Origin of the sequence: Bacillus sp. HY001 (assembly GCF_007558965.1) — a bacterium.
GTDB classification, from domain to species: domain Bacteria; phylum Bacillota; class Bacilli; order Bacillales; family Bacillaceae_G; genus Bacillus_A; species Bacillus_A mobilis.
The window spans coordinates 15,799-39,745 of sequence record NZ_VLTE01000021.1 but is presented as its reverse complement, the minus strand read 5'-3'; the positions used below and the strand labels follow the sequence as shown (position 1 = coordinate 39,745).

Annotated in this window: 16 protein-coding genes; 13 read left to right on the top strand and 3 right to left on the bottom strand. The window is 34.9% G+C overall.

The genetic code is table 11. From position 1 onward, the window contains the following. The first annotated feature begins 448 nt into the window (after positions 1-448). From rny to FOT98_RS11990, 12 genes are all read left to right on the top strand, one after another. Positions 449-2,011: a ribonuclease Y gene (gene rny / locus FOT98_RS12045; RefSeq protein ID WP_000099773.1), complete on the top strand. Its 1,563-nt coding sequence runs from the start codon at positions 449-451 to the stop codon at positions 2,009-2,011. A gap of 144 nt (positions 2,012-2,155) precedes the next feature. Continuing rightward, the gene (locus FOT98_RS12040) at positions 2,156-2,950 is read left to right on the top strand and encodes a TIGR00282 family metallophosphoesterase (RefSeq protein WP_001221093.1); all 795 of its coding nucleotides are present in this window, start codon (positions 2,156-2,158) and stop codon (positions 2,948-2,950) included. Positions 2,951-3,099: 149 nt separating this feature from the next. Continuing rightward, a complete protein-coding gene (gene spoVS / locus FOT98_RS12035) occupies positions 3,100-3,360 on the top strand; it encodes a stage V sporulation protein SpoVS (protein WP_000404341.1) in 261 nt (86 codons plus the stop codon). A 58-nt stretch (positions 3,361-3,418) separates the two neighbouring features. Next, positions 3,419-4,342 (top strand): dipeptidase, encoded by a 924-nt coding sequence (locus FOT98_RS12030; protein ID WP_063260396.1) that lies wholly within the window; start codon positions 3,419-3,421, stop codon positions 4,340-4,342. A 227-nt stretch (positions 4,343-4,569) separates the two neighbouring features. After that, a complete protein-coding gene (locus FOT98_RS12025) occupies positions 4,570-6,327 on the top strand; it encodes a 2-oxoacid:acceptor oxidoreductase subunit alpha (protein ID WP_000625413.1) in 1,758 nt (585 codons plus the stop codon). Then, on the top strand, positions 6,314-7,180 hold the full coding sequence (locus tag FOT98_RS12020) for a 2-oxoacid:ferredoxin oxidoreductase subunit beta (RefSeq protein ID WP_000190158.1): 867 nt from the start codon (positions 6,314-6,316) through the stop codon (positions 7,178-7,180). Before FOT98_RS12025 ends, FOT98_RS12020 begins: the two co-directional genes overlap by 14 nt. 429 nt (positions 7,181-7,609) lie before the next feature. Further along, a complete protein-coding gene (miaB, locus tag FOT98_RS12015; RefSeq protein ID WP_061678178.1) occupies positions 7,610-9,139 on the top strand; it encodes a tRNA (N6-isopentenyl adenosine(37)-C2)-methylthiotransferase MiaB in 1,530 nt (509 codons plus the stop codon). Positions 9,140-9,142: 3 nt separating this feature from the next. Further along, complete coding sequence (locus tag FOT98_RS12010; RefSeq protein WP_000870464.1) at positions 9,143-9,574, top strand: YlbF/YmcA family competence regulator; 432 nt, start codon at positions 9,143-9,145, stop codon at positions 9,572-9,574. 125 nt (positions 9,575-9,699) lie between these two features. Beyond that, complete coding sequence (gene cotE / locus FOT98_RS12005; protein ID WP_001288800.1) at positions 9,700-10,242, top strand: outer spore coat protein CotE; 543 nt, start codon at positions 9,700-9,702, stop codon at positions 10,240-10,242. A 181-nt stretch (positions 10,243-10,423) separates the two neighbouring features. Beyond that, on the top strand, positions 10,424-13,108 hold the full coding sequence (mutS, locus tag FOT98_RS12000) for a DNA mismatch repair protein MutS (RefSeq protein ID WP_063260395.1): 2,685 nt from the start codon (positions 10,424-10,426) through the stop codon (positions 13,106-13,108). 8 nt (positions 13,109-13,116) lie between these two features. After that, the gene (gene mutL, locus FOT98_RS11995; RefSeq protein ID WP_063260394.1) at positions 13,117-15,060 is read left to right on the top strand and encodes a DNA mismatch repair endonuclease MutL; all 1,944 of its coding nucleotides are present in this window, start codon (positions 13,117-13,119) and stop codon (positions 15,058-15,060) included. Positions 15,061-15,290: 230 nt separating this feature from the next. Beyond that, positions 15,291-16,277, top strand: coding sequence for a choloylglycine hydrolase family protein (locus FOT98_RS11990; protein ID WP_063260393.1), 987 nt, complete (start codon positions 15,291-15,293; stop codon positions 16,275-16,277). 347 nt (positions 16,278-16,624) lie between these two features. Here FOT98_RS11990 and FOT98_RS11985 read toward each other — a convergent pair whose 3' ends face one another. Then, positions 16,625-16,810 (bottom strand): hypothetical protein, encoded by a 186-nt coding sequence (locus tag FOT98_RS11985; protein ID WP_000461128.1) that lies wholly within the window; start codon positions 16,808-16,810, stop codon positions 16,625-16,627. Positions 16,811-17,293: 483 nt separating this feature from the next. Here FOT98_RS11985 and FOT98_RS11980 point away from each other — a divergent pair, with 483 nt between their 5' ends. Next, on the top strand, positions 17,294-20,077 hold the full coding sequence (locus tag FOT98_RS11980) for a dynamin family protein (RefSeq protein WP_063260392.1): 2,784 nt from the start codon (positions 17,294-17,296) through the stop codon (positions 20,075-20,077). 84 nt (positions 20,078-20,161) lie between these two features. On the opposite strand, the gene FOT98_RS11975 is transcribed toward FOT98_RS11980, so the two are convergent. Both FOT98_RS11975 and FOT98_RS11965 read right to left on the bottom strand, forming a co-directional pair. Next, entirely contained in the window at positions 20,162-22,081 is a 1,920-nt protein-coding gene (locus FOT98_RS11975; protein ID WP_063260391.1) for an LTA synthase family protein, read from the bottom strand. 434 nt (positions 22,082-22,515) lie between these two features. Then, the gene (locus tag FOT98_RS11965) at positions 22,516-23,853 is read right to left on the bottom strand and encodes an NAD(P)/FAD-dependent oxidoreductase (protein ID WP_063260390.1); all 1,338 of its coding nucleotides are present in this window, start codon (positions 23,851-23,853) and stop codon (positions 22,516-22,518) included. Positions 23,854-23,947: the final 94 nt, after the last annotated feature.

Genomic DNA, 23,947 nt, shown 5'->3' with positions numbered 1-23,947 from the left:
TTTAATTATTATGAAAGCGTTGTATATCGTTGGCGAAAAAATATTTAATCAGCTTAAAAGGCTATGTATAAAGAGGGATATATGCATGTTTTATATGAATAAACTGGAATTTACTAAGGTTTTCCAGGATAATATGCTGTCTGCTTTTTAAATTCATATATGAATTAGGGCTGAAGGTAAAGAAAGTAAAAGTAGACAACGCTTGACAATGAAAATTGCGATAGATACAATGAGAATGTATATTTTTTCTTATATACGAAACACTCTTCTCAAGAAGAGAAGTAATATTCGGAGTAAGACTTAAATCTTGCCGAAATAATAATATGACATTTTAATTGTGAAATGAAGAAAGTCCCTTAAAAAGTGGGACGACGGTCTTTGCTGTATGTTGGTATTCAATGTACATGCCGACAGTCTTTTTTCATTCATAGCAAGGGGAGGTGAAATCATGAGTAGTACAGTTTGGATACTCATCTCCATTTTGCTTGCAACAGTCGGTGCAGTTGTTGGCTTTTTTGTTCGAAAGTCTATTGCTGAAGCGAAGATTAATGGTGCAGCTAATGAAGCGAAACGTATTCTAGACGAAGCGAATCGTGAGGCTGAAGCACTTAAGAAAGAAGCGCTTTTAGAAGCAAAGGATGAAATTCATACACTTCGTACAGAAGCTGAATTAGAAATTCGTGACCGTAGAAGCGAATTACAAAAACAAGAAAATCGTTTAATGCAAAAAGAAGAGAACCTTGATCGTAAAGACGAAACGCTCGATAAACGCGAGCTGCAGTTAGAAAAGAAAGAGGATTCTCTTGTAGCGAGACAACAACAGATTGAAGAGTTGGAAAGCAAAGTGGGAGAGTTAGTTCAAAAGCAACAAACAGAATTAGAGCGCATTTCCAATCTGACACGCGAACAAGCGAAAGCAATTATTCTTGGTAAAGTAGAAAGTGAAGTTTCTCATGAAATTGCCGTAATGGTAAAAGAAAGTGAAGTTCGTGCGAAAGAAGAAGCGGATAAGAAAGCAAAAGAAATCTTATCTCTTGCAATGCAAAGATGTGCAGCTGATCATGTTGCTGAAACAACCGTTTCGGTTGTAAATCTTCCAAATGACGAAATGAAGGGACGTATTATCGGACGTGAAGGTCGAAATATTCGTACGTTAGAAACGTTAACAGGTATTGACCTTATTATCGATGATACACCAGAAGCGGTTATCCTTTCTGGATTCGATCCAATTCGTCGTGAAACAGCTCGTATCGCTCTTGATAAACTAGTACAGGACGGACGTATTCACCCAGCGCGTATTGAAGAGATGGTCGAAAAATCAAGACGTGAAGTGGACGAGTATATTCGCGAAGTCGGAGAGCAAACAACGTTTGAAGTGGGTGTTCACGGATTACATCCAGATTTAATTAAGATTTTAGGTCGTTTAAAATACCGTACAAGTTACGGACAAAACGTCTTAAAACACTCTATGGAAGTTGCATATTTAACTGGACTTATGGCAGCAGAGCTTGGTGAGGATGAAAAACTAGCAAGACGTGCTGGTCTATTACATGATATCGGTAAAGCGATTGACCATGAAGTAGAAGGTAGCCACGTTGAAATTGGTGTCGAACTCGCAACGAAATATAAAGAGCATCCTGTAGTTATAAACAGTATTGCATCTCACCATGGGGACACAGAACCAACTTCTATCATTGCAGTTTTAGTTGCAGCAGCAGATGCATTATCAGCTGCAAGACCTGGAGCTCGTAGTGAAACGCTTGAAAACTATATTCGTCGTCTTGAAAAGTTAGAAGAAATTTCAGAGTCTTATGAAGGCGTAGAAAAATCTTTCGCAATTCAAGCAGGACGAGAAGTTCGTATTCTGGTAAAACCAGATACAATTGATGATTTAGAAGCTCATCGTTTAGCTCGTGATATTCGAAAACGTATTGAAAATGAACTGGATTACCCAGGACATATTAAAGTAACTGTTATTCGTGAAACACGTGCAGTGGAATACGCAAAATAAAGTGGTGAAACACCACTTTATTTTTTTGTGTTGGAATTGGTTAAAATAAAGGAAATTAGCATACAAGTGAAACAAACTTTATTGTAAGGAAATCACTTGAAGCTATAGTAATAAAAAATGTAGTACATAGGAAGGGTAAGACATATGAGAATATTATTTGTTGGGGATGTAGTAGGATCTCCTGGTAGAGGTATGATTCAACAATACGTACCGGCATTAAAGAAAAAATATACACCTACAGTAACCATTATTAATGGAGAAAATGCAGCAGGTGGACGTGGAATTACGGAAAAAATATATCGAAACTTTTTAGAATGCGGGGCACAAGCGGTTACACTTGGAAACCACGCTTGGGATAACCGTGAAGTATTTGAATTTATTGATGATGCAAAATATCTTGCAAGACCAGCTAACTTCCCAGAAGGAACTCCAGGAAAAGGACTTATCTTTGTGAACTGTAATGGAACAGAAGTTGCAGTTATTAACTTACAAGGACGTACATTCCTTCCTCCAATTGATTGCCCATTCCGTAAAGTGGATGAATTAATAAACATTGCAAAAAAACGTACGAATATTATCTTTATTGATTTTCATGCGGAAACTACAAGTGAAAAACAAGCGTTAGGTTGGTATGTAGATGGTCGTGCTACAGCAGTAGTAGGTACACATACACATGTTCCTACAGCAGATAATCGTATTTTACCAAGCGGAACGGCATATATCACAGATGTTGGTATGACAGGACCTTACGATGGAATTTTAGGTATGGACCGAGAAGCAGTATTGAAGAAATTTTTAACAAACTTACCAGTACGATTTGAAGTGACAAGTGGTAGAACACAATTAAGTGCAGTGCTAGTTGATGTGGATCCGAATACAGGAAAAGCTAAGAAAATTCAGCGTATCTTAATTAATGATGATCAACCATTTTTTGAGTAATTTCTAGGCAAAAATTAGAAAAGTTATTATTTTTTAATTTTTTAGAAAAATTACAGAAATTTAGCAGGAATACGCGTCATTCCTCGTGAATATAAGTTAAAGTGAAATAATTGCTAATACTTTTTATAGAAACGAGGAGGAAACGCGGAATGGAAATATTAAAAGTTAAAGCAACGTCGGTCCCTAATTCTGTAGCTGGTGCACTTGCAGGTGTTATTCGCGAACGCGGAACAGCAGAAATTCAAGCCATTGGTGCAGGTGCATTGAACCAAGCGGTAAAGGCAGTAGCAATTGCAAGAGGATTTGTAGCGCCTAGTGGTTTGGACCTGATTTGTATCCCAGCGTTCACAGATATTATGATTGATGGGGAAGAGCGTACAGCAATAAAATTAATTGTAGAACCTCGTTAAGTTTAAACAACCTGTTTGCAGTATGCAAACAGGTTGTTTTTATAATGGAGGAATGGAAATGAAAATTTTTGATGCTCATTGTGATGTACTCTTTCAGTTATGGAGTGCACAGGGGAAAAAGGATTTTAAAAACGATCCGCAATTACATATTACATTTGAACAATTAAAGAAAAGAAAAGGGAGTATACAATGTTTTGCTATATATGTGCCAGAAACGGTGCTATATGAAAAACGCTTTGAAGTAGCATTACAGATGGTCGATATTTTTTATAGTGAAATTTTATCATTACCGGATGTGAAGTTTATTCAGACAAAAGATGATATTAACATGTTAAAACAGGACGAGATTGGAGCGATATTAACACTAGAAGGATGCGAAGCAATTGGAAAAGATGCAATGAAATTACGGTTGTTTTATCGTCTAGGAGTACGTTCTTTTGGACTAACATGGAATTATGCCAATTTATTAGCTGATGGTGCGCTAGAGACACGTGAGGCGGGTTTAACGACCTTTGGTAAACATGTTGTACAAGAACTTAATACGTTACATGTATGGACTGATGTGTCTCATCTGAATGAAAGAAGCTTTTGGGATGTGATAGAAATTGCAAAAAATCCTATTGCCTCCCATTCAAATTGTATGAAACTTTGTCAGCACCCGCGTAATTTAAAAGATGAACAACTTAGAGCTCTTATACAGCGAAATAGCATGATTGGTGTTACTTTTGTACCACAGTTTCTAACAAGTGAAAAACAAGCGAATATAGCGGATATAGTAAAGCATATCGAATATATTTGTTCATTAGGTGGAGAGAACAATATAGGATTTGGTTCGGATTTTGATGGGATTTTAGAAACAGTTGTAAATGTATCAGCGTATAGAGAATACGAAAATGTAATAAATGAGCTTTGTAAACACTATGCAGCAGCTACTGTAGAGCGATTTTTATATGATAATTTTATGGAACGTATAAGCTTTTAAGATTTTTGTTTTAAAAATCCAGAAAAATTAGAATTAATTCATTTGATATTATTGCTTTTTTTAAGACCTAATACTAGAATGAAAAACAAAATAGCTTTATACTAAAGATTCAGGGAAATCAGAAGAGGCATAATTTGCGTCCGTTGTAGTTTATTTGTATAAAAAATGCTAAACTATTACTGTAAAAAAATACACTACAATGAATGCAGCCAAAAGGGGTGTAGGAGATGATTAGTCAACTTTCATGGAAAGTTGGAGGCCAACAAGGTGAAGGAATTGAAAGTACAGGAGAAATCTTCTGTATTGCATTAAACCGATTAGGGTATTACCTATACGGTTACCGCCACTTCTCATCACGTATTAAAGGCGGCCATACAAATAATAAAATTCGTGTAAGTACAACAGAAGTACGCGCGATCTCAGATGATTTAGATATTTTAATTGCTTTTGATCAAGAAACTATTGATTTTAACTTCCACGAACTACGTCCAGGTGGAATTGTAGTTGCGGATGCGAAATTTAATCCGACAATACCTGATAATACAGATGTAAATCTATATGTGATACCGTTTACAGATATTGCTTCAGAATTAGGCACATCATTAATGAAAAACATGGTTGCTGTTGGGGCATCAAGTGCGGTATTAGGATTAGATGAAACAGCTTATCTAGATGTTGTTGAAGAGATCTTTGGTCGTAAAGGAGAGCAAGTTGTTCAAAAGAATATGGACGCAATTAAGCGCGGCTCTCAATATATGAAAGAATTGCTAGGTGAAAAAGTAAACATGATGCAGCTTGAAAAAGCTGATGGTAAGAAACGTATGTTTATGATTGGAAACGATGCAATCGCATTTGGTGCCGTAGCTGGTGGTGCTCGCTTTATGTCTGCATATCCAATTACACCTGCATCTGAAATTATGGAATACTTAATTAAAAAATTGCCAAAAGTTGGCGGGACAGTAATCCAAACTGAGGATGAAATCGCAGCTTGTACAATGGCAATCGGTGCAAACTATGCTGGTGTTCGTACATTAACTGCATCTGCTGGTCCGGGTCTATCTTTAATGATGGAAGCGATTGGTTTAGCAGGTATTACAGAAACACCATTAGTAATTGTTGATACACAACGTGGTGGTCCAAGTACAGGATTACCAACGAAACAAGAGCAGTCTGATTTAATGGCGATGATTTACGGTACGCACGGTGAGATTCCAAAAATCGTAATGGCGCCAAGTACAGTTGAAGAAGCTTTCTATGATATTGTAGAAGCATTTAACCTAGCTGAAGAATATCAAGTTCCTGTTATTTTCTTAACGGATTTACAGCTTTCTTTAGGGAAACAAACGGTAGAACCGCTTACGTTAGATAAAGTGGAAATTCGTCGCGGTAAGCTTGATTTAGAAGCGGAATTACCAGAACGTGAAAATAAAGCATACTTCAAGCGTTATGAAGTAACAGAAGATGGCGTTTCACCACGTGTTTTACCTGGTATGAAAAATGGTGTTCACCATGTTACAGGTGTAGAACATGATGAAACTGGTAAACCATCTGAATCAGCAATAAACCGTAAAGATCAAATGGACAAACGTTTCCGTAAAATGGAGAACTTGAAGTTTAATACCCCTGTTTATAAAAATGTTAAGCATGAAGAAGCAGACGTATTGCTTGTTGGATTTAACTCAACTCGTGGTGCGATCGAAGAAGCAATGGAGCGTTTAGAACAAGAGGGTATGAAAGTAAACCATGCTCATGTGCGTTTAATTCACCCGTTCCCAACAGCTGAAATCGATCCACTTGTGAAAAATGCAAAGCGTGTTGTAGTGGTAGAAAACAACGCAACAGGTCAGCTTGCTAACATTATGAAAATGAATCTTGGTAACGGTGAGAAAATTTCTAGTCTTTTAAAATATGATGGGAACCCATTCTTGCCGAAAGAGATTTACAACGAATGCAAAAAAGGGGTTGTATTAAATGGCAACATTTAAGGACTTTCGTAACAGTGTAAAACCAAACTGGTGCCCAGGTTGCGGAGACTTCTCGGTGCAAGCTGCAATTCAACGTGCGGCAGCTAACGTTGGCTTAAATCCAGATGAACTTGCTGTTATTTCTGGTATCGGCTGTTCAGGTCGTATTTCAGGTTATATTAATTCATATGGTGTGCATAGTATTCATGGTCGTGCCCTTCCAATTGCACAAGGTGTAAAAATGGCAAATCGTGATTTAACAGTTATCGCATCAGGTGGCGATGGTGATGGATTTGCGATTGGTATGGGACATACAATCCATTCTATTCGTCGTAACATCGACATTACGTACATCGTAATGGATAACCAAATTTACGGATTAACAAAAGGGCAAACTTCACCACGTAGTGAAGCTGGATTTAAAACGAAGAGCACACCACAAGGTTCAATTGAGCCATCACTAAATGTTATGGAAATGGCTTTAACAGCTGGTGCGACATTTGTGGCGCAAAGCTTTTCAAGTGATTTGAAAGAATTAACACAAATTATTGAAGCTGGTATTAACCATAAAGGTTTTTCATTAATTAACGTATACAGCCCATGTGTTACTTACAATAAAGTAAATACTTACGATTGGTTTAAAGAGAATTTAACAAAACTAAGTACAGTAGAGGGATATGATCCATCTAATCGCATGATGGCTATGCAAACGTTAATGGAAAATAACGGATTAGTAACAGGTTTAATTTATCAAAATACAGCGCAACCTTCATATCAAGAACTTGTAAAAGGTTATAGTGAGAAGCCTTTAGTGCAAGCTGATTTAAATATGGATCAGAAAATGTTTGATGAACTTGTTGCTGAATTTATGTAATATAAGAAGAGGAGGTTGCCATGTGGCAGCCTTTTTTTATTAGAAAATATAGGATAGTTTTATTTACTTAGAAAATTCAGAATGGTAATATAATATATAAATCGTTGTATGAAAATGGTGAGTTCATTGCTTATGAAATGTAAGATCCAAACAGAGCATCTTTCTTGTTAAAATTGGCGAAACGCTTCATACTATGGTAATGTTTATAAGGATAAAGCAATATGCTTTTGGGTAGGACAAAAAGAAATATTAAAAGGGAATGTCTATTTGTGTGTGGGGAAGACTTCATTTTTATGAATGATTAGATTGACTACTCAAGTTTCAAAGGACAAGTTATCTCTCAAGCTATCTAACCATTTTTGAGGTGAGTCAAAGCGCATTAAAATGGACTATAGAGTGTGTATAGTTAAGGGTGAAAGGAGATTACCGATGAACGAGCAACAACGATTAGCAAGTCAACAAGCAAATTCCTCTACGAAAAAAGAAGAGAAAGATTATAGTAAATACTTTGAAAGTGTATACCAACCACCTTCCTTAAAAGACGCGAAAAAACGAGGGAAAGAAGAAGTTAAAATTGAACGGGATTTTGGCTTACCTGAAGAGTTTCGTAATTTTGGTACAGGAAGAAAGTTCTATATTCGTACATATGGTTGTCAAATGAATGAGCATGATACAGAAGTAATGGCGGGTATTTTCACTGCACTTGGATATGAACCAACCTTTTCAACTGAAGATGCAGATGTAGTGTTATTAAATACTTGTGCCATTCGTGAAAATGCTGAAAATAAAGTGTTCGGTGAACTAGGTCATTTAAAGTCATTAAAACGAAGAAATCCTGACCTTTTAATTGGCGTATGTGGTTGTATGTCGCAAGAAGAATCTGTTGTAAATAAAATTATGCAAAAAAATCAGCATGTAGATATGGTGTTTGGAACGCATAATATTCATAGATTACCGTACATTCTAAAGGATGCAATGTTCTCGAAGGAGACGGTAGTTGAAGTTTGGTCAAAAGAAGGGGATGTAATTGAAAACCTTCCGAAAGTACGCCGTGGTGATATTAAAGCTTGGGTAAATATTATGTATGGCTGTGATAAGTTCTGTACATATTGTATTGTGCCGTATACACGTGGAAAAGAGCGAAGCAGACGTCCAGAAGATATTATCCAAGAAATTCGTCATTTAGCTGCGAATGGTTATAAAGAAATTACGTTACTTGGCCAGAACGTAAATGCATATGGTAAAGACTTTGAAGATTTTGAATATGGACTTGGCGATTTAATGGACGAACTCCGTAAAGTTGATATTGCCCGTATTCGTTTTACAACGAGTCATCCACGTGATTTCGATGATCACCTAATTGAAGTGCTTGGAAAAGGTGGAAACTTAGTAGAACATATTCATTTACCAGTTCAATCTGGAAGCACAGATATGCTAAAAATTATGGCGCGTAAATATTCACGTGAGCATTATTTAGAGCTTGTAAGAAAAATTAAAGAAGTAATTCCAAACGCGGTATTAACGACTGATATTATCGTTGGTTTCCCAAATGAAACAGATGAGCAATTTGAAGAAACGATGTCGTTATATCGTGAAGTAGGATTTGATACTGCCTTTACCTTTATTTATTCTCCGCGCGAAGGTACACCAGCTGCAAAAATGAAAGATAATGTACCGATGGAAGTGAAGAAAGAACGTCTGCAACGCTTAAATACATTAGTAAATAAATTGGCAGTTGAAAAGAATGATCGTTATAAAGGTCAAATTGTAGAAGTGTTAGTTGATGGGGAAAGTAAAAATAACGCGGAAGTACTTGCAGGTTATACTCGTACGAATAAACTTGTAAACTTCGTTGCACCAAAATCTTTAATTGGTCAGCTTGTGAAAGTAAAAGTAACGGATGCGAAAACTTGGTCTCTTAACGGAGAATTAGTTGAAGAGCCGATCGAGGTGGAATAATAGATGAAAGTATATACGAAAGATGACATTGTTGAGCAAGCGAAAGAATTAGCAAAAATGATTTCTGAAACAGAAGAAGTTGATTTCTTTAAGAAAGCAGAGGCGCAAATTCATAAAAATGAAAATGTAAAGCGTGCAATTGATGAAATTAAAGCACTGCAAAAGCAAGCAGTAAACTTGCAGCATTACGGGAAATGGGAAGCTTTGAAAAAAGTAGAAGCTGAAATTGATGCATTGCAAGATAAGTTAGACAGTATCCCAGTTGTACAAGAATTTAAATCTTCACAAACATATGTAAATGACTTACTACAGCTAGTTGCCAGTACGATTTCTAACAACGTTACAGATGAAATATTAATTTCAACTAATGGCGATGTATTGAAGGGTGAAACGGGCGCAGAGGTAGAAAGTAAAAAAGGAAATTGTGGTTGTTAAAGAGATGTCGAATTGACATCTCTTTTTTTAGTGGGTTAAACGTAAGTTCTTCTCGAAAAAAGAATGACACATTCCGCTATTGTCACGCATATGATTAAGTGAATAGTGATTGAGGAGGGTTACGAATGTCCGAATTTAGAGAGATTATTACAAAAGCAGTGGTTGGAAAAGGACGTAAGTATACAAAGTCAACGCATACATGTGAATCGAATAATGAGCCAACAAGTATTTTAGGGTGCTGGGTAATTAACCACTCGTACGAAGCAAGAAAGAATGGAAAGCATGTGGAAATTGAAGGTTTCTATGATGTGAACACTTGGTATTCATTTGATGGTAATACAAAGACAGAAGTTGTAACAGAACGTGTGAACTACACTGATGAAGTGAGTATTGGGTATCGTGATAAAAACTTTTCTGGTGATGATTTAGAAATTATTGCTCGTGTCATTCAGCCACCAAATTGTTTAGAAGCTCTTGTATCACCAAATGGTAATAAAATTGTTGTGACTGTAGAACGTGAATTTGTAACAGAAGTAGTTGGAGAAACGAAAATTTGTGTAAGTGTAAATCCTGAAGGTTGTGTAGAATCAGACGAAGATTTCCAAATCGATGATGATGAGTTTGAAGAATTAGATCCGAACTTTATCGTTGATGCAGAAGAAGAGTAATAGAAAGCTAGGGAGAAGTTCTTCCTAGCTTTTTACTTTACATAAGTAATACGTGAATGAACATGATTCTTTATGAAATGTGCTATAATGAAGAAAGACTCCTGAAATAGGAGATATGGATGTCCGTGAAGTGTGACATATATGAAAATTGATTACTATGTAAGAATTACGGAGGATAAGTATGACGCAATATACCCCTATGATACAGCAATATTTAAAGGTTAAGGCAGACTATCAAGATGCCTTTTTATTTTTCCGATTAGGTGATTTTTATGAAATGTTCTTTGAAGATGCGGTTAAAGCAGCTCATGAACTTGAAATTACATTAACGAGCCGAGATGGTGGTAGTAGTGATCGTATACCGATGTGTGGTGTACCGCATCATGCAGCTAAAAATTATATTGAACAACTTGTTGAAAAAGGATATAAAGTAGCTGTTTGTGAGCAAGTCGAAGATCCAAAAACAGCTAAAGGTGTAGTGCGACGTGAAGTCGTACAACTCATTACGCCAGGAACGATGATGGAAGGGCGTACGATTGATGAGAAAGAAAATAACTTCTTAGCAACATTAACACATTTTGAAGATGGATCGTATGCTTTAGCTTGTAATGATTTAACGACTGGACAAAATACAGTAACGTTGTTAACAGGTTCAGTAGAAGATATTTTATTAGAAGTGTATGCAACTGGTTCAAAAGAAATTGTTGTAGATTCTACATTTTCAAAAGATGAATTAAATAAGTTAACTGCAACATTAAAAATGACGATTTCGTATGAAGATGCAACAGCGATTCCAGAGGGATTAGAACATCTTGTGAAAAACGTTTCGCAAGCAAAGTTAATTAAAGCAGTTGGACGCTTATTTAACTATGTGATAAGAACGCAAAAACGTTCGTTAGACCATTTGCAACCAGTGGAAATTTATTATACGAACCAGTTTATGAAAATTGATGTGCATTCAAAGCGAAATTTAGAGCTGACAGAAACACTTCGAACGAAAGAAAAAACAGGATCATTATTATGGCTATTAGATAAAACGAAAACAGCTATGGGTGGTCGTATGTTAAAACAGTGGATGGAACGTCCACTTATTCAGAAAGAAAAAGTGGAAGAGCGTTTAGAAATGGTTGAAACATTTGTAAATGATTACTTCTTACGTGAAGATTTAAAAGAAAAATTAAAAGAAGTATATGATTTAGAACGTTTAGCAGGGAAAGTTGCATTTGGTAATGTGAATGCACGGGACTTATTACAGTTAAGACGATCTTTACTTCAAGTACCAGCTATTTTAGAAGCGATTAGTTTGTTAGATAATGCGTATGCAGCAAGGTTAATTCAAGGTGCTGATCCATGTGAGAGCTTAACTGAATTACTAGGAAGAAGTATTCAAGAAAACCCACCGCTTTCTATTAAAGATGGAGATATTATTAAAGACGGTTATAATGACAAGCTTGATCAATATCGTTACGTTAGTAAAAACGGAAAAACGTGGATTGCTGAGCTTGAAAAACGAGAGCGTGATATTACAGGAGTTAAATCATTAAAAATCGGGTACAACCGTATTTTCGGTTATTACATTGAAGTAACGAAAGCGAACCTTGCAGCACTTCCAGAAGGCCGCTATGAGCGTAAACAAACGCTTGCTAATGCTGAACGTTTCATAACAGATGAGCTGAAAGAAAAAGAAACGTTAATCTTAGAAGCAGAAGAAAAAATTGTACAACTAGAATACGATTTATTTACAGCACTTCGTGAAGAAGTAAAAGTATTTATTCCGAAATTACAGCATTTAGCGAAAGTAATTAGTGAATTAGACGTACTGCAAAGTTTCGCGACAGTTAGTGAAGAAGAGCAGTTTGTAAAACCTGTACTAACAACGAAGCGCGAAATCTTTATTAAAGATGGTCGTCATCCTGTCGTGGAAAAAGTATTGAACGGGAAATTGTATGTACCGAATGATTGTATTATGCCAGAGAAGATGGATGTCTTTTTAATTACAGGACCGAACATGTCTGGTAAAAGTACGTATATGAGACAGTTAGCACTTGTAACTGTTATGTCACAGATTGGTTGTTTCGTACCAGCAACAGAAGCAGTATTACCTGTATTTGATCAAATCTTTACGAGAATTGGTGCAGCGGATGATTTAATTTCAGGTCAAAGTACATTTATGGTCGAAATGTTAGAAGCGAAAAATGCAATTGCAAACGCATCTGAAAGAAGTTTAATTTTATTTGATGAAATTGGACGAGGTACATCTACGTATGATGGTATGGCACTTGCACAAGCAATCATCGAACATATTCATGACCAAATTGGGGCAAAAACGTTATTCTCTACGCATTATCATGAATTGACGGTGCTAGAAGAAAGTTTAGATCAACTGAAGAATGTACACGTTTCAGCTATTGAAGAGAACGGAAAAGTAGTATTCCTTCATAAAATTCAAGATGGAGCAGCAGATAAAAGTTACGGAATTCACGTTGCGCAACTTGCGGAGCTCCCAGATAGCTTAATCGCTCGTGCGAAAGAAGTGTTAGCACAACTAGAAGGACAAGAAGAAATTATTATTCCAAAGCGTGTAGAAGTGAAAGCGCAAGAGCAAGAGCAAGAAGTAATTTCAGAACCTGTAGTTGTAAAAGAAGAACCAGTAGAAATAGAAGAAACGAAGGTAGAGACTGAAGAAGAATCGCAACTATCATTCTTTGGTGGAGAACAGTCTTCGAAAAAACAAGACAAGCCAGTTTTAGATGCAAAAGAAACGGCAGTACTTACGCAAATTAAAAAAATTGATTTACTTGATATGACACCTTTAGAAGCGATGAACGAACTGTATCGCTTGCAGAAAAAGTTAAAGAAAGGATGAGTAAGTAGATGGGGAAAATTCGCAAACTCGATGATCAACTCTCTAATTTAATTGCGGCAGGGGAAGTAGTAGAGCGCCCTGCCTCAGTCGTAAAAGAACTTGTGGAAAATTCTATCGATGCGAATAGTACATCTATTGAAATCCACTTAGAAGAAGCTGGTTTATCAAAAATTCGCATCATTGATAATGGGGATGGCATTGCAGAAGAAGATTGTATTGTCGCTTTTGAACGACATGCAACGAGCAAAATTAAAGATGAGAACGATCTGTTTCGCATTAGAACACTCGGTTTCCGAGGTGAGGCATTGCCGAGTATTGCCTCAGTTAGTGAATTAGAATTAATCACGAGCACAGGTGATGCGCCTGGTACGCACCTTATGATTAAAGGTGGAGACATTATAAAGCAGGAGAAAACAGCGAGCCGAAAAGGAACAGATATTACAGTACAAAACTTATTCTTTAATACACCAGCGCGTCTTAAATATATGAAAACCATTCATACAGAGCTTGGGAATATTACAGATATCGTGTATCGTATCGCAATGTCACATCCAGAAGTATCGTTAAAGCTGTTTCATAACGAAAAGAAATTGCTTCACACATCAGGAAATGGTGATGTAAGACAAGTACTTGCATCAATTTATAGCATTCAAGTTGCGAAGAAGCTTATTCCAATTGAAGCTGAATCTTTAGATTTCACAATTAAAGGTTATGTAACATTACCAGAAGTAACGAGAGCATCTCGAAATTATATGTCAACGATCGTAAATGGTCGCTATGTTCGAAATTTCGTATTAATGAAAGCCGTTCAGCAAGGATACCATACATTATTGCCAGTCGGACGATACCCAATTGGCTTCTTATCGATTGAAATGGATCCAATGCTTGTTGACGTTAACGTACATCCTGCGAAATTAGAAGTTCGTTTTAGTAAAGAACAAGAATTGCTAAAACTTATCGAAGAAACATTGCAAGCAGCATTTAAAAAAATACAGCTCATCCCAGATGCAGGTGTAACAACGAAGAAAAAAGAAAAAGATGAAAGTGTGCAAGAACAGTTCAAGTTTGAGCATGCGAAGCCGAAAGAGCCATCTATGCCGGAAATCATTTTACCGACGGGCATGGATGAAAAACGAGAAGAACCACTGGCAGTGAAACAGCCAGCCCAACTGTGGCAACCGCCGAAGAAAGAATGGCAACCACCACAGTCGCTCGTAAGAGAAGAACAAAGTTGGAAGCCATCTACTAAACCGGTAATGGAAGAACCAATTCGAGAAGAGAAATCGTGGAACAGTAACGATGAAGACTTTGAATTAGAGGAATTGGAAGAAGAAGTTCAGGAAATAGAAGAGATCGAAATGAACGGTAATGATTTACCACCGCTTTATCCAATTGGACAAATGCATGGAACATATATTTTCGCTCAAAATGATAAAGGCTTATATATGATTGATCAACATGCTGCGCAGGAACGTATTAATTATGAATACTTCCGTGATAAAGTAGGAAGAGTAGCGCAAGAAGTACAAGAGCTACTTGTACCATACCGTATTGACTTATCTCTTACTGAATTTTTACGTGTCGAAGAGCAACTAGAAGAACTGAAAAAAGTTGGACTGTTCCTAGAGCAATTCGGTCATCAATCCTTTATCGTCCGCTCACATCCAACGTGGTTCCCAAAAGGTCAAGAAACAGAAATTATCGACGAAATGATGGAACAAGTCGTCAAACTAAAAAAAGTTGATATTAAAAAATTACGTGAAGAAGCAGCCATCATGATGAGTTGTAAAGCGTCCATTAAAGCAAATCAATATTTAACGAACGATCAAATATTTGCTTTACTGGAAGAACTACGTACAACAACAAACCCATACACATGCCCGCACGGAAGGCCAATTCTTGTGCATCATTCTACTTATGAGCTGGAGAAGATGTTTAAGAGGGTTATGTAGGGATACTGTCCATAGAGAAAAAATGAATCATGGTTATTTTAATAAAATATAGAGAGAAAAAAAGGAGCGATAGTAACAAGTCGCTCCTTTTTTTAAATTTATTTATAAACTTAACCCATTTATAAATTATATGTGTTTTCTCATTTTTTTGTGAAGAAAGAGGTTTTTAATTTACAGATTTATCAGAATTATGTAAAGTGTAGATAAAACCATAAAATGGGGTGTTCTTTATGTGTACGAGTTTGACATTACAGACAAAAAACGGTCAGCACCTTTTTGCAAGAACGATGGACTTCACATTAGATATGAATCAAGAAGTAATAATCATTCCTCGACATTACCGGTGGAATAATATAACTGGTGAAATCATTAATACGAAACATGCTACGGTTGGAATGGGAATTAATCATCAAGGAAGGATCATTATGGCGGACGGAGTAAATGAAGCAGGTATGACATGTGCAACACTCTATTTTCCAGGATTCGCTACTTATAGTCAAAGCATAGATGACAACAATACGAATTTAGCTCCATTTGATTTTGTGACTTGGAGTCTCACACAATTTAATTCTGTCAAAGAGTTAAAGAAATCTGTAGATAGCCTTACCTTTTTGGATATACCATTACCGGATTTAGGACTTACGCCACCGCTACATTGGATTTTAGCGGATAAATGGGGAGATTGTATTGTACTGGAGCCGACAAATGAAGGGTTAAAAATGTATGATAACCCACTAGGAGTGATGACGAATAGTCCGGAGTTTAATTGGCATTTGCAAAATTTAAGACAATATATTGGCCTTAAATCGCAGCCATTCGCGCCAACTGAGTGGAGTAACTTACCATTAAGTGCTTTTGGTCAGGGCTCAGGCTCAATGGGACTTCCAGGGGATTTCACCCCGCCATCAAGGTTTGTGCGAGCAGCATATGGTAAACAAAACATTCAAGGTATAGATAGTGAAGAAGAGGGAGTGTCGGCCCTATTTCATATCTTATCAAATTGCGAGGTTCCTAAAGGCGGAGTAATAACAGAAGAAGGTGCATTAGATAATACCATTTATACAAGCGTAATGTGTATGGAGTCTGGAACATATTATTATCATACCTACGATTGTAGACAAATTATAGCCGTTCATTTATTTCATGAAAATTTAGATACGGATGAAATTAAAGTCTATCCGTTCCAACGAAAACAAAAAATATTTTACGAAAACTAAGTTGCTTTGAAACAGTGTTTGGTAAATTTTAAAATATATATGATAGAGCAATAATATGGATTGGAAGAGGTATAAATTCGATTCAATGACTTCTAGAAGGCCCATTAAAGTACCATTGGATGAAATGAATATGGACATACGCCATTTATAAATAGTAAAGAACAAAAAAGGTGTGGAAAATATCCATACCTTTTTTGTTCTTCTATTATCTATGTATAAAAAAGCGCTGTATATCAGCACTTTTTAAAAGTACATGAGTTGTATAAGAAAGATTTATTTATTACCTATAACTATACAAGGTCTAATATAGATTCTTATTTGATTAATTGTTATAAGGGCCTATAAGGTTATTTGTTTTTATTATTATTAATTTTTTCCGTATATAACACCTGTTCTTTATAGTGTTTTTTAATTGGGAAAGTATGTGTACCAGAGCCGTTTTTGAAGTTTTTATTGATGGGATTTTTTAGCGGGATTGTTGTAGTTTCAGTAAATTCATATGGGTAGTTTATTTTAGATTTATCTTCAAACATGAAAATGCCTCCTTTTAGGATTTCCTGAATTCTTTACTATAACATGATATGCATATAGATTTTTTTTGGACTAGTTATTTATATAGGTTAATGGAATTTAATTCTGTACTTACTGAAATATTTCAAAGAAAAACAATGTGAGAAATGTATGATAATGATTTTTTTCATTTATTAGTGAAAGGAGTTTTGCATATATATTCGTTATAAATTGTTTTTATAATATGGTTTATATAGGCTTTTCCTGATAATATAATGCGAGAGATTATAGTGTTATTAGGTTATTAGGAACATTTAATGCTGTTTCAAAACTGAAAGGAAATTGAAAAAAAACTGAAACTTTTCTCATAAAAATTCAATCTTACTTGAAAAATGAAAGGAAAATGAAATTTTCCACAAGATATTCTTTGTTAAGATAAAAAGCATACATACAAAAAGTATTGACATATCTTAAAAATGTATTTTCAAGATATAGTGGGGGAAAAGATGAGAGTAGAAAAACAATTAATAAAAAAGATGTATTATGAAACATTCCTAATGGAGAATGAAACAAAACCACCTCTTGACGTACTTGGGGAAGTTTATGTAAACGAAGAAAGAAATGAGATTTCTGATGGATCTTATATTCGTTTTGCACAAGGTGAGTTTTATTATCGTCATCAAGATTTTGAAGCTGCTATTTTTAAATGGGAAAAAGTTAGTAATGAATTAGCGCCGTGGGCACAAAAAAATATTGCGGATGCTTATTTCGAACTGAATCAATTATCAGTTGCTGAAAATGTGTATACTTCTATTACTACTGATAATAAAATATTGATGACCGAAATTGGATTACAATTACTTTCTCTTTACATAGAGCAAAATAATTTTGATTCCGCTTTCTCTGTTATTAAAGAAGCGGTTTCTTTAAATCCCGATTACCCGAATGTCACAAAAATTGCCCGTTCTTTTTATGAGGAGCAGCAAGATTTTGATAGTGCAGTAGAGCTTGCTGTGAATGAGTTAATTCGAACAGAATCTTATCCGTGGTTTGAGGTTTTAAAAGGATATATTGATAAAGGATTCACTAAACATATTTCACCAGATTATTTCTATGAAGTATTAGTTACGTTAAATACTGTAGATCAAGTACAATTTACGCAAATGGTTTCATCACTTTGGAATAGTTATAAAAATGAACAAAATTACTTATTATGGCTTAATACAATAAATGAATTTTTCTTACATATTGAAATACATTCGTCCGATATATGGAACAAAATTTCTTCTCTTTACGAAGAAACGTACTTTGAATTAATTCAAGGTCAATATATGCTTACACAATTGCACGACATCATTCCAAACTTGTTAACAAATTGGTTAAAGGTAGTCAATCCATCTTATGCTGTATTTCCATCAGCAGCTGTATTGGCATGGGATGAGATTTTCCCTTCTAAAATAGATTCAGCAAATATAAAACATGCGGAAAACCTGTTGTTATATTCTATTAATCATGTGAATGGCTTAGAGTATAGTTTGCATCTTTTTGAATCTATTACAAAGTGGGCACAAGAGCATAATATAGAAATGGGTCACCGATTTAGATGGTTAGTTGGCGAACTCGCAGATTTAAGCACAAACCGCATTTTAGTAACAGGAACTTCAGGGAACGGAAAAACTACATTTATTAACTCTATATTAGGAGAAAATATAGTAGGAAAATCAATTTCAAATGTAGTAGTTTTAAAAAATGATGCTCATACAGAAATTAACGCCATAACAGACTCTGCAATTACAACAACGGAAGATGTCTCTGATTACCATAATATGATGTCTCAACACCATCAATCATATAGAGAGAGAGCATGTGTGGAATTTAAATTACCATGCATATTTTTAAGTGAAAATAAACTTACATTTGTAGTTACACCTGGATTTAATAGAAATAACGACACTAGGGATGAGATATTCGAATATTTAAATTCCGTAGACGAATTACTATTCGTATTGAATGCGGATTCACCTTTTACTGACAAAGAACGTGACATTCTATTAAGCATTCAAGAACATACACCAAATTTACAAATTCATTTCTTATTAAATAAAATCGATAACATATACAGTGAAGCAGAAGTGAAAAGAGTATTATATGATACGCAAGCTAGAATAAACACATATTTCCCGCATGCGAGAATTTTCCCTTATTCTTCGCTATATACAAGTAGTCAACAATTAAATGAGTTAACGGAGTTTATTCATTTTAACTGTAATCATAAAGATATTGATGTAGAACGTACTGAAAAGCTATTGTTTTTCATTCGAAAAACAATTACATATCTTTTAGATAAACGCGTTGAGAAAGAAAATAATTTAGTGGATGCGATTAATTGGAATGAAGATATGCTAGTGAAACTAAATGGTAGTACTAATAATCTTACTGCTTTTGAGAAGGAAAAAATTCATTTTATTACACAATCATATCGTACAATGAAAACTGAAATTACGAATGATCTTACTGAAAATATTCCGAAGATATTACAAGGGTGTTCGGATTTAATTAGTGAAGAAAGTAATTTCGGGCATATGGATACGGAACTAAATAAAGCAATGAATGAAAGAGTGCATAAATACCTAGAACAAACGGTATTACCTAATCTTGCTCTTTCTATGCAAAATTGGATTGCAACTTCTAATAATGAGCTCCTTCAGAGTCAATCGTACCTAGAAGAACTTAGTGAAGGACTTAATTCTTTATTTGGAGAAAATCGAATACAGTTAGCATGTGATTTTAAAGTGCTTGATGACTGGCGCAGAGATACTGACAGAATGACGACTAGAATACAAATGGATGAAGTAAATATTTTACGTCGATTTACGCCAGCACAATTTTTACTGAAAAGTGCCGGTAAATTATTTGGGGTTCTTCCTAAAAACAAAACTATGCTATATAACAAATATAAACAGTATGTTGAAAATGAGGATTATACCGAGGTAACAGCTTCTATTATGAGGAAGTTTTTCTTGCAATTTGAGCTATTTGAGAACACGCAAGAGAGGGATATTCATATATTCTTTAGGAATCCATTTAACTCCTTGAAACAAGCTGTAGAAAACACTCATTTGGAAATACAAGAAAAACAAGAGATGTTACATAAAATGAAATCAAATCCTGAAGTCTATCATGATTCTATCAAGCTCTTTGAATTGAGATTACGTCAATGTGAAGTAATTTTAAATATAGGTGACAATCATACTTATACAGATGTAACTTTGGAAACAAGCGTAGAATAAAAGTTCTTATACGACATTGCATCATATGTTATAAGAGAGTAAAAGGGAGCAACTGTAATGAGTTGCTCCCTTTTCATATTTACATTATTTTTCAGTTTCTTTAATTTTAGTTTGTACTTCGCCAGTTTTAATTTTATTACTTTCTGAGAAACGTAATAAATCACCTTCAATAATTTTGTCAGACATTCGTAATTCATTTTGTGCACGGTTAATGAGTGCTTGTGCTTCTTTTTTTGGTAAATCCACAATTTCACCTGTTATGCGGTCGTAGAAAGTGTTGTTTGTGTATGCATACTTGTCTGTAATAAAGCTGCCATCACGTAAAACAACAAATCCGGTATATTCATCTGAAAACATATCATGGCCAAAACGAATATCGTTCGTCGTATCAATCCCAAGTAAATTTAGAATAGTAGGTTTCATATCGATTTGTCCCGTAGGCTTTGAAATCGTTTGACCTTCTGTTTGGCCAGGCATATGAATATATAAAGGTGTGCGTTGTAAATTTAAAGTATCAAATTCTGTTATTTGATCTTTTTCTAAAAACTGTGCCATTGCGCGATTATGTTTTTCAGAAATACCATAATGATCACCATACAATACAATAATAGAATCATCATACATTCCTTCGGCTTTTAAACGCTCAATAAATTTTTTGATGGATTCGTCTAAGTAACGTGCTGTTACGATATAACGATCAAATACGCCATTACCAGAGTTGTATGGTTCAATGAATTTTGTATCTTCATCATACGTAAATGGATAATGGTTCGTTAACGTAAGGAAACGAGCGTAAAATGGTTGATCAACCGTTTTTAATATATCTACAGATTGATCAAAGTATTCGATATCTTTTAATCCCCAATTTAAATTTGTTTCGGGCGTAATTTTGTAATCAAGTTCGTTATAGTAACGATCATAACCAAGAGCAGAGTACATAATGTTACGATTCCAAAATGTTGCGTTATTCGCATGGAATACAGAAGTGAAATAACCTTGCTGACGTAAAATTTCTGGAGTCGCAGTGTAATCATTGTTACCGTGTGTGAAAAATACAGCTCCTCGATTTAATGGATACAATGACGTATCGATTAGAAATTCAGAATCGGACGTTTTTCCTTGCCCAGTTTGGTGGAAAAAGTTATCGAAGTAATAGCTTTCATTTATGAATTGATTCAAAAATGGTGTAACTTCTTGCCCGTTAACTGATGCGCCTATTAAGAAGGTTTGTAGGGATTCAAGAGTAACGACAATTACATTTTTTCCTTTCGCTGCACCAAACATGTTAGGATTCGGTTCACTTTGGTTTGCCTTTACGTAGTTTTCTGTTTCTTGTAATTTACTGCTATCAGCAAGTGCTTTTTGTGAACCTGCTTTTACTTGTAGTGTTAAATCATATACTTGATGAGTGTATAGTCCTAAATTTTTAACAAGCATGACTCGGTCAAATGATCTCGTTAATAGTTCAGGTCGCTCTTTTTCTGCAAGATGTAAATTCGCAAAAAATACACTAATCGTTAAAAGAAAATATAGTAAGCGTGCCGGATGAGTTACACGTCCTGTTTGGAAGACTATTGATTTTTTCTTCAATAAAATAAAGAAGAAAATAATGTCTACGAATGCGAGTATAATTTTGTAGTTCAATATTTCTATAATACTACCGCCTAATTGGCCGAAGTTTGATGTTTGCCCAAGTACTGGTAACGTAACGAAATCGCTATAAAAATCATAGAACATTACATTCCCAACAAGTACGATTGTTAATAAGAGATTAATACATAGCGCGATATAATTTCTCTTTTCACCGGTTGCAAATAATGCTAATCCGACAAATGCTAATGATGCAGCGAGAGGGCTAATAAACAAAATAAGCTCTTGTGTAGAAGACTCAATTTTTAAATCAAAACTGAATCTTGTAATAAGATATGTTTTTAACCATACTGCTAAAGCAATTATTAAAACAAAGCTTATATTTTTCATTTGTAAATTGATTTTATTTTTCATTTTTACACCTTCTTTATACAATTTATTTAACTTGTGTTATATATTATATTTTTATAACTATTAGAGTGTGATGAACCATTTAGCTTATGTTTTCTAAATGAAATAATATGAAGTATTCATATACGTATAATGAGGAATTTTAAAGTGTAAATCTATTTTTTAGAAACAGAGCAGAAAAAGTCATAGTTGTAGTAAAAAATACTTATAGACATCCTAACATATTAAACACTATGATGATGTTACAAAATATCGAACAAATGAAAAGGGAAATGAATAGAGGCTTTTAAACCTGTTGACATTCAATTTGTTAGAATTGAATGTCAATGGTTATGTTAAATATGTATCTCATAAAACCCGGATTCTTTGCGGCAGAATCGTTAGTAAGCTATTACTATGGAAGTTAAAATATTTGATTGCAATCTTAATGAAAGAAATTAAATGTGAGATAAATATTTTCCAACATACAACCCACTTGCAGCAGCTTGAGATAATGAATGAGTGACGCCGGAACAATCTCCAACTAAAAATAGCCCATGCACACTTGTTTCAAAGTGGTTATTGATTTTTATCGTAGGAGCATAGAATTTTCCGTCAATTCCATATAATAAAGTATCTTTATCGATCGGTTCTTGGATGAATTGTTCTAAGCGTAATAAAAATTCTTTAAGTCCTTCAATATATAATGGAGGAATTTCTGTATTTAAATCTCCATAATCTCCTTGTAGTGTAGGTTGTATACGGTTATGTTTTATGTCGTTCTCTGTTGTAGGTTGTTTATTTAGTAAATCCTCTAAGCGCTGTATAACAATCCGATCTTGTCCTTGGTTGATGTTTTTAATGATTGAATTTGCGTATACATTTGCTTCTTTGAGAGTTGAAAAATAGCGCGGGATAAATAAAGTGAAATTTAAGTTAGGTGTGCCAGTTCCTTTCTCTCGGAAATTTTGACCATCAGGCATAACTAAACCTTCTTCGTACTTTCTAATAATGCGTCCTTTCGGATTCATACAGTACGTAGTTGCTGTGAAGTGTTCATGCTCATAAGAAAGTTTAGTCTCAAATGTATCTTTTAATATAGAACGTAATTGGTGTTCTTTCATCTCTACTCGAATACCTAAATCAACACGAGTTTGCTCCTGAGAAATATTAAGAGAAGTGCACATTTCTTTTAACCAATCCGCTCCGGAACGTCCAGTTGCAAATACTAGTTGCTTAGATTGAACTGTTCCTTCATTTGTCTCTATTGTAAAATGATCTTTCTGTTTCATAATATGTTGCACATCTATATGAAATTGTATATTTATTTTCGTAAGTAAAGATTCATAGAGTTGCTGAAAAATCTCACTTGAAAGGGTAGTGCCAAGATGCCTTACTTCTGTTGTTAGCATTCGTAAGCCACACGCTTCAGCTCTCTTATTGAGAGTTGGATTTTCTGTAGAATATTTTGAAACAGAACTTCCTCCGAACTGACATAGAATTTCATCTACTTCAGCCATGAGTTGTATAAAGCCTTCTTTACCGACTTTTTGCTCAAGTTCTCCGCCAAATCCGTTTGTATAATTAAACTTCCCTTCCGATTTTCCTAAACCACCAAACCCAAAATATTTAGCACATGTAGTACAAGTACACGCTTTTCCATCGTCTAAAGGACAATGACGATCTTCTAGCGCTTTACCTTTATCTAGAATTAAAACCTTTTTGTTACTTTTAGCTAGTGAATAAGCCATAAAAATGCTACTTACTCCAGCGCCGATAATTGTAACATCATACATATTCTTTCACCTGCTAACGAATAGTTTGTTTTCTATTTTCTTAGTGTATAACAAATTATGAGTGGTAGGAAATAGCTATATGTATAGTGAGGGG

Bases quoted from the DNA above. Each gene is read 5' to 3' on its own strand.
- rny (WP_000099773.1), top strand. From the start codon at position 449: ATGAGTAGTACAGTTTGGATACTCATCTCCATTTTGCTTGCAACAGTC.
- FOT98_RS12040 (WP_001221093.1), top strand. From the start codon at position 2,156: ATGAGAATATTATTTGTTGGGGATGTAGTAGGATCTCCTGGTAGAGGT.
- spoVS (WP_000404341.1), top strand. From the start codon at position 3,100: ATGGAAATATTAAAAGTTAAAGCAACGTCGGTCCCTAATTCTGTAGCT.
- FOT98_RS12030 (WP_063260396.1), top strand. From the start codon at position 3,419: ATGAAAATTTTTGATGCTCATTGTGATGTACTCTTTCAGTTATGGAGT.
- FOT98_RS12025 (WP_000625413.1), top strand. From the start codon at position 4,570: ATGATTAGTCAACTTTCATGGAAAGTTGGAGGCCAACAAGGTGAAGGA.
- FOT98_RS12020 (WP_000190158.1), top strand. From the start codon at position 6,314: ATGGCAACATTTAAGGACTTTCGTAACAGTGTAAAACCAAACTGGTGC.
- miaB (WP_061678178.1), top strand. From the start codon at position 7,610: ATGAACGAGCAACAACGATTAGCAAGTCAACAAGCAAATTCCTCTACG.
- FOT98_RS12010 (WP_000870464.1), top strand. From the start codon at position 9,143: ATGAAAGTATATACGAAAGATGACATTGTTGAGCAAGCGAAAGAATTA.
- cotE (WP_001288800.1), top strand. From the start codon at position 9,700: ATGTCCGAATTTAGAGAGATTATTACAAAAGCAGTGGTTGGAAAAGGA.
- mutS (WP_063260395.1), top strand. From the start codon at position 10,424: ATGACGCAATATACCCCTATGATACAGCAATATTTAAAGGTTAAGGCA.
- mutL (WP_063260394.1), top strand. From the start codon at position 13,117: ATGGGGAAAATTCGCAAACTCGATGATCAACTCTCTAATTTAATTGCG.
- FOT98_RS11990 (WP_063260393.1), top strand. From the start codon at position 15,291: ATGTGTACGAGTTTGACATTACAGACAAAAAACGGTCAGCACCTTTTT.
- FOT98_RS11985 (WP_000461128.1), bottom strand. From the start codon at position 16,810: ATGTTTGAAGATAAATCTAAAATAAACTACCCATATGAATTTACTGAA.
- FOT98_RS11980 (WP_063260392.1), top strand. From the start codon at position 17,294: ATGAGAGTAGAAAAACAATTAATAAAAAAGATGTATTATGAAACATTC.
- FOT98_RS11975 (WP_063260391.1), bottom strand. From the start codon at position 22,081: ATGAAAAATAAAATCAATTTACAAATGAAAAATATAAGCTTTGTTTTA.
- FOT98_RS11965 (WP_063260390.1), bottom strand. From the start codon at position 23,853: ATGTATGATGTTACAATTATCGGCGCTGGAGTAAGTAGCATTTTTATG.